Origin of the sequence: uncultured Ralstonia sp. (assembly GCA_913056305.1) — a bacterium.
Classification (GTDB): Bacteria; Pseudomonadota; Gammaproteobacteria; order Burkholderiales; family Burkholderiaceae; genus Ralstonia.
Map to the genome: position 1 here is coordinate 20602 of CAJXMR010000049.1, position 7223 is coordinate 27824.

At 66.7% G+C, this 7223-nt stretch carries 7 protein-coding genes; 5 read left to right on the forward strand and 2 right to left on the reverse strand.

The annotated features are described in order from the left end of the window. The first annotated feature begins 203 nt into the window (after positions 1-203). Positions 204-1547, forward strand: a complete 1344-nt coding sequence (locus tag QZ609_RS10715) for a HipA domain-containing protein (RefSeq protein ID WP_295494123.1) — start codon at positions 204-206, stop codon at positions 1545-1547. A 23-nt stretch (positions 1548-1570) separates the two neighbouring features. Here the strand turns inward: QZ609_RS10715 and QZ609_RS10720 are convergent, their stop codons facing one another. After that, a complete protein-coding gene (locus QZ609_RS10720) occupies positions 1571-1843 on the reverse strand; it encodes a hypothetical protein (RefSeq protein WP_295494124.1) in 273 nt (90 codons plus the stop codon). A gap of 209 nt (positions 1844-2052) precedes the next feature. Here QZ609_RS10720 and QZ609_RS10725 point away from each other — a divergent pair, with 209 nt between their 5' ends. Both QZ609_RS10725 and QZ609_RS10730 read left to right on the forward strand, forming a co-directional pair. Further along, a complete protein-coding gene (locus QZ609_RS10725) occupies positions 2053-3465 on the forward strand; it encodes a M20 family metallopeptidase (RefSeq protein ID WP_295494125.1) in 1413 nt (470 codons plus the stop codon). Positions 3466-3538: 73 nt separating this feature from the next. Continuing rightward, entirely contained in the window at positions 3539-4342 is an 804-nt protein-coding gene (locus tag QZ609_RS10730; RefSeq protein ID WP_295494127.1) for a transporter substrate-binding domain-containing protein, read from the forward strand. A 27-nt stretch (positions 4343-4369) separates the two neighbouring features. Here the strand turns inward: QZ609_RS10730 and QZ609_RS10735 are convergent, their stop codons facing one another. Then, positions 4370-5179 (reverse strand): hypothetical protein, encoded by an 810-nt coding sequence (locus QZ609_RS10735; protein ID WP_295494128.1) that lies wholly within the window; start codon positions 5177-5179, stop codon positions 4370-4372. A gap of 414 nt (positions 5180-5593) precedes the next feature. Here QZ609_RS10735 and QZ609_RS10740 point away from each other — a divergent pair, with 414 nt between their 5' ends. Together QZ609_RS10740 and QZ609_RS10745 are read left to right on the forward strand one after the other, a co-directional pair. Beyond that, positions 5594-5833 (forward strand): hypothetical protein, encoded by a 240-nt coding sequence (locus tag QZ609_RS10740; RefSeq protein ID WP_295494129.1) that lies wholly within the window; start codon positions 5594-5596, stop codon positions 5831-5833. Between the two features lie 309 nt (positions 5834-6142). Further along, positions 6143-7223: HD-GYP domain-containing protein (locus QZ609_RS10745; RefSeq protein WP_295494131.1), on the forward strand; the 1081-nt coding region annotated here is incomplete at its 3' end.

A 7223-nucleotide genomic window follows, 5' to 3' on the forward strand; every position in this document is an offset into this window, starting at 1 on the left:
ATAATCCGATTTCAGAAACCTGCATCACCGAAACGCGATTTTCCTGGGTTTTCTCTGGATTTTCTTTGTTATGCTCGGGCCCTCGGTCGATAAGGGGCGTGCAAGGGAGTCGCCAATGACCAAGCGGCCACTCCCGATTGCAAGCGGCACCACCGCTGCACGGCCGACCACGCACGCTCCAGTCAAACTCGTTGGATACGCGCATGCTGGACGTCTACCTGAACAAGCACCTGATCGGTCATCTGTCATGCGGCCGCGGCGGTTGGGCGTTCTGTTACGACCCTCGCTGGCAGGCCTCGCACCAGGGCTTTGACCTGACCCCCACGCTGCAACGCGCCGACGGCGACATTGCCGATACGGCCAAAGCGCAGCCGGTACGCAACTTCTTCGAATACCTGCTACCCGAACCCGCCCGCGAGGCGCCCAAGGCGGCGGAGGCCGCGCTCGATCACCTCGCCGCGCGCGCGCCGCACCTGGATGGCCCGCTCTCGCTGGTGCCCATCGGCCACAAGCCGCTCTATGGCCAGGCTGATGGCCTGACCGAGCGCGACTTGGTGCTGCAGTTCCAGCAGACCATCGGGCGGCCGCGTCAGTCCGCTGCGCTGCGCGTGGCCGAGCCGCGCGCCCGCTACGGCGTGGCCGGCGGAGCCAAATCCGAAACCGACGCCGACGCCATCCGCCTGCCCTTCCTGGCGTCCAACGGCCTGCCGGTCTCCATGTGGCTCGGCCGTTTTGCCGCGCCCACCAATGCCGCGCAGTCGAGCCACTTCGTCCGGCTGGATCTGGATGAAGGCGCCCGCCTGCCCTACGCCATCATCAACCATTGCTGGGCCACGCTGCTGGCGCGCAGCATCGGGCTGGAGACGCCGTTCATCGGCCTGCGCCAGTTTCCGGAAACGGCCGCGGTGGTGCAGCGCCTGGACCGCACGCTGCGCTGCAAGAGCGATGACACCGCGCTCATCCAAGCGCGCTACGTGGTCTCCGCGGTGCAGTTGCTGGGGCTCTCTCCGCAGCATCGCTTCCTGCCGATCACCGTCGAGCAGGTTGCCCAGTGCGCGCGCCTGTGTGCGGACCCGACCGCCGCCACGGCCTCGCTGTTCCGCTGGATGGTGTTCTGCCTGCTGATCGGCGGGCGCAACGCGTCGGCGGGCACGCTGCACTTCCACATCGGTGCGGACGGCATCCGGCTGGCGGCACACGATCACCTGTTCTGCGCCGCCGTCTATGCCAATGAATGGGATGCCGATGCGCTGTCGGCGCTCGACGGCGAACGCGCGCCCGACGCGCAGGCCCGCTATGACGCCATCGACCAGGACGCGCTGCTCGCGCTGGCTGACCACCTCGGCTACGACGCCGCCCAGGCCCGCCGCGAGGTGCTGCGCCTGATCAGCATGCTGGCGCCGCAGTCGTCGTTCGTGGCGACGCACCTGTCGCAAGCGCTGGGACACTCGCCCACGCGGGCTGCGGAGATCGATTTTCTTGCGCGCATCCACCGCCACGTGTCCGAAACGGCGCGGCGGCTGGGCGGGAAGACGGCGGAGGTTTGATCCCGAGACAGCCTCGGCGGGCGCTACAGCACCGCCAGGCTGACCGTGCCGTAGCGCGCATAACCATGCGCGGCCAGCGTATCCATCGCCTCGGCCTCGGCGCGGGCGAAAGTCAGCGCCAGCGAGTCAGGGCAGCCATTTCCACAGGCGAACGCCTGGTAGGCCACGAACGCCTCACGCGGCGACACGCCGCTGCGCACCAACACCAATTGCGCTGCTTCAAGCGCGGCTTGGATCGCCTCATCCCCCGGCGGGGCATCGCGAAACGCGAGCTGTAGACAGGACATCGGATCCATTCCGCGTTGCGATCCCTGGAAGCGGCACACCCAGCCCAGTCTAGGAGAGCCCCCGACCGGTGCCAAGCGGGGCGGCGCTCCCGCACCCCATCGAAACGCCCCCAGATCCGGGATGCCCCGAAGCCTGCACACCCGTGGCAGCAGGCATAATCAAATCGCTTGACCGAGCAACGATGTTCCATCGCCAAAATAAGACGCAAGGAGACAGCATGACCCATCGCCCCATCCGGTTGAAGCAGACCGCGCTCGCCTGGTTGATGGCCGGCGCCGCATTGCCGGCTTTCGCGCAGATTCCCTTTACGCCCAACGGTGCATCGAGCCCGGCACCGGCCGCAGCGGCCGCCGGCGGCAGCATCGACGTAGGGGCCACCAAGCCGGCAGTCGAGGCCGCCGTGAATGCGGAGTACCCGCACCTCGACGCGCTCTACAAAGACCTGCACGCCCACCCGGAACTCGCCTTCCAGGAAACGCGCACCGCCGCCAAGCTGGCCGCCGAGATGCGCAAGATCGGTTTCGAGGTGACGGAACACGTGGCCAAGACCGGCGTGGTGGCGGTCTACCGCAACGGCCCTGGGCCCACCATCCTGGTGCGCACCGAGCTGGACGCGCTGCCGATGGAGGAGAAGACCCGCCTGCCCTACGCCAGCCACGCGCGCACGCAATGGAAGGGCGAGGACGTGGCCGTGGCGCACAGCTGCGGGCATGACGTGCACATGACGGCGTGGGTCGGTACCGCCAAGACGCTGGTCTCGCTCAAGGACCGCTGGCACGGCACGCTGATGTTCATCGCGCAGCCGGCCGAGGAAGCCGTGGCCGGCGCGCAGAGCATGCTCGACGATGGCCTGTTCAAACGCTTCCCCAAGCCCGACTACGCATTTGCGCTGCACACCGGCCCCGGCCCGTATGGCTCGATCGTGTTCAACAGCGGCCCGATCACGTCCAACTCCGACGGGCTGGAGATCACCTTCAAGGGCCGCGGCGGCCACGGCTCGGCGCCCGACAAGACCATCGACCCGGTGATGATGGCCGCGCGCTTCGTGGTCGACCTGCAGAGCGTGATCAGCCGCGAGAAAGACCCGCAGGAGTTCGGCGTGGTCAGCATCGGCGCCATCCAGGGCGGCAGCGCCGAGAACATCATCCCCGACAGCGTGACCCTGCGCGGCACGATTCGCTCGTACAAGCCGGCGGTGCGGCAGAAGATGCTGGACGGCATCCGCCGCACGGCCAAGGCTGTGACGGAGATGTCGGGCGCGCCGGATGCCGACATCAAGCTCACCGAGGGCGGCAAGGCCGTCAACAACGACCCGGCCGTGGTGGCCCGTACCGAAGCGATGCTCAAGACGGCGTTTGGCGGCGAGCGCGTGATGCGCGTGCCCCCCATCACCGCCAGCGAAGACTTCTCGGCGTTTGTCGATACCGGCATTCCGTCGATGTTCTTCTTCATCGGCGTGAACGAGCCGCAGCAGTTCTTCGCCGCGCTCAAGCCGGGCGCCAAGCCGCTGCCGACCAACCATTCGCCGCTGTTCGCGCCGGTGCCGGAGCCGTCCATCAAGACCGGCGTCGAGGCGATGTCGATGGTGGTGATGAACGCGTTGCAGTGGAATAAGTCCGCTGGCCAATAAGACCAGCTAGCATCACAGGGGCGCGGCACCGCAGAGGACCGCGCCCTTGCCTTTTTCATAGACGGGGGTCGTTATGTTCAACCGCATCATCCGCACCAGCGCCCTGCTGCTGTGCGCCTGTGTCGCCGCGCCAGCCCTGGCGCAGACCACCAACCGCCTCGACGAGATCCTTGCGCGCGGCACGCTGCGCGTCGGCTCCACCGGCGACTACAAGCCCTTCAGCTTCAAGAACCCCACCGACGGCCGCTTCATCGGCCTGGACGTGGAGATGGGCGAGCGCCTGGCGAAAGCGCTCGGCGTGAAGCTGGAAGTGGTGCCGACCACCTGGTCGACGCTGATGCGCGACTTTGGCGACAACCGCTTCGACATCGCCATGAGCGGCATCTCGGTGACGCTGGAGCGGCAGAAGAAGGCGTTCTATTCCGTGCCCTATCAACGCGACGGCAAGACGCCGATCACCCGCTGCGAGAACCAGGCCAAATACCAGACGCTGGCGCAGATCGACCAGCCGAACGTGCTCACCGTGGTCAACCCCGGCGGCACCAATGAGAAATTCGCGCGCGAACATCTGAAGCAGGCGCAGATCCGCGTGTATCCGGACAACGTGACGATCTTCGACGAGATCATCGACGGCCGCGCCGACCTGATGATGACCGATGCGGTCGAGACCCGCCTGCAGCAGAAGCTGCATCCGGAGCTGTGCGCCGTGCATCCGGACGCGCCGTTCGATTTCTCGGAGAAGGCCTACCTGCTGCCGCGCGACGTGGTGTTCAAGAACTTCGTCGATCAGTGGCTGCGGCAGACCATGGAAAGCGGTGAATTTGCCACGCGTTTTGACGCGTGGCTGGCCTATCCGTGGAACGGGCCGGCCAAGTAAGGGGAAGGCTGCGCTGATCCGCCCGGATCAGTGCAGGTTGTTGGCGGTATGCCCGTGCTGCAGCGCGAGCGCATCCCGCAGCAGCGCATCGGTCATGTCGTGGCCGAGCAGCGCCGGGTCGAAGCGCGCCGAGAAGCGTATCGAGCACGACTCCACCTGCAGCACCACCTGGCCCGGCGGCAGCAGCTCGATGTCGACGTGGATGTCTTCGTCGTCTTCGGCAAAGGAATGCAACAGGGTCAGCGCGCGGTAGCCGTCGGCGCGTTCGACCGCGGTTTCGGTCCAGGCCGGCGCCAGAAGCGTGCAGTCGACCAGCGTTTCCGGTTCTTCCGGGCGATACAGGTGCAGGCCCATCATGGTGGATGCTGCATGCGCCACGCTGGCCCATTCGGAGGCCGGAATCAGCTCGCCCAGCAGGCGGACGTCGTCCACCAACGCATCGCTCGGCACGAACGCCGCCCCCAGGAAGAACGCGGTTTCATCGCGGAAGCCGCCCGCGGCGGTCTGGCGCCACAGGCGGTGGCTGCTCTTCTGGCCGAGCGCCACCTGCGACAGCACCTTGGCCGCGCGCGCACCGTCGGCGCCCGACCACTGCGACACCGCCCCGTGCGAGAACAGCCGGTCGGCCATCACCAGCCCCACGCCCTCGGGCAGGCTGCGCGCCTGCAGCCATTGGGCCAGCACGTGCACACCACCAAACGGCATCTCCGGCCGCCCGACCGCGTGGGCACGCACGCGTCCGTTCTCCGGCACGTGGAACGGCATGGCGAAGAGTCGGGCTTGATACGCGACGCCGTCGATCTCGAAACGCGCGATGGAACCGGAGGTGATGGACATGGTGACCTTCCTTGCTGCGAAGGGCGGCTGGGCACCGCCCGTATCCCCATTCAACGACCATCCGGACCGAAGGTTTAGGCCGAACAACGCGTGTTTACGCGGGCATTTCTCCGATTCGCTGTAATGCAATGCAACAGACCGCGACCGCTTGTCGCTGAATTTTTCCTGCAGTGCGACGGTCAGAACTTTCTCCTAAGGGTTATCCCGGAGAACACATTGATGTTTCAGATCAATGACTTGGCCGCAAAACCCAGTGCCTGGGGGGTCACAATTGTTCGTGTTTTTTGAACAAAGAGTTTAATAGATCGGCTTTTTACCTGACCGAGCAACGACTAAGCTTACGTCATCGCGCTACCGCACTGCAGCGAACCCCAACCGCCCAGCGGCAGCGCTCTTCCCCGATAGGAGTCCATGATGAACACCAAGAGCCTCATTCTCGCTTCCCTGATCGCCATCGCCGCCGTTCCGGCCTTCGCCGCCGGCGTGCAGCAGTCGGACCCGTACACCAACGGCCAAGCCATCACCAAGGCCGATCCGTACACCGACGGCGCCCTGCGCAAGGCTGACCCGTACACCGATGGCGCCCTGCGCCAAGCCGATCCGTACACCGACGGTGCCGCGCGCCAAGCCGACCCGTACACCAACGGTCAGTGAGCCGTCGCGGGTCACCCCGCCACCAGTCTCCCTCCTCCGTTGCCGGGCGCCCCGATGGGCGCAGGTGCCGGATTGCTGAGGCGGCCGTTCCCCCGGCCGCCTTTTTTTCTGCCAGCGCGTTGGGCGTTCGCTCCCCGCCCCCCCGCCTCCGCGCCCGACCACCGGCCCAGCCACACACTGTGATTCCGGGCATCCCCTGACTCAAGCCCGGGCCGTCTCGTCCGATAGGTAAGAGAGCATTGATTGGCTTGGCAGGATCCCTTGCGCGAAACGCCGGCCAAGCCCCCCCCGATCGTCTGACCAATCACCATGCGCAAGCGCATCGCAATCGAACACCTGCGGGTCGGCATGTACCTGGAGGAATTTGTCGGCTCCTGGCTGGACCATCCGTTCTGGCGGGCCCGTTTTCGCATTGAAGATGCGGAGCAGCTGCGCCGCGTACGCGCAAGCGGCGTGCGCGAGGTCTGGATCGACATCGCGCGCGGCAAGGATGTGGCGGCTGGCGCAGCCCCCGTGGCCAGCTCCCCCTTGGCGCCGCCGTCACAGCCAGAGACGGCCATCGCGCCGCGCCCGGCCACGCTGCATGAAGAGATGCACCGCGCCGCGCGCATCATCGACAAGGCGGGTGTGGCCGTGCAGGCCATGTTTGCCGACGCGCGCATGGGCCGCATCATCGAGGCGCGTGACGCCCTGCCGCTGGTCGAAGCCATCTCGGGCTCGGTCGACCGCCACCCGAGCGCGCTGGTCAGCCTCGCGCGCCTGAAAACCAAGGATCGCTACACCTTCCTGCACTCGGTGGCCGTATGCGCGCTGATGGTGTCGCTCGGCCGCCAGCTCGGCCTGTCCGATGACGAAGTGCGCGACGCCGGCCTGGCCGGGCTGCTGCACGACATTGGCAAGATCGCCATTCCGCCCGAGGTGCTGAACAAGCCGGGGGCGCTCACCGCCGATGAATTCCGCCACGTCGTCGCCCACCCGCAGGCCGGCTACGACGTCCTGGTGGGCGATGCCAGCATCAGCGAAATTGCGCTCGACGTCTGCCTGCACCATCACGAGCGCATGGACGGCACTGGCTATCCGCACAAGCTCGCGGGCGAAGGCATCTCGCTGTTCGCGCGCATGGGCGCCATCTGCGACGTGTACGACGCCGTCACCTCCGACCGGCCCTACAAGAAGGCGTGGGAAGCCGCCTATGCCGTGCAGCGCATGGTGGAATGGCGCGGCAACCATTTCGACCCGGGCGTGTTCAACGCCTTCGTCAAGAGCGTGGGCATCTACCCGGTCGGCTCGCTGGTGCGGCTGCGCTCGGGGCGGCTGGCGGTGGTCATGCAGCACGCGCCGGGCGCGTTGCTCACGCCCACGGTCAAGGTATTCTTCTCCATATCGTCGG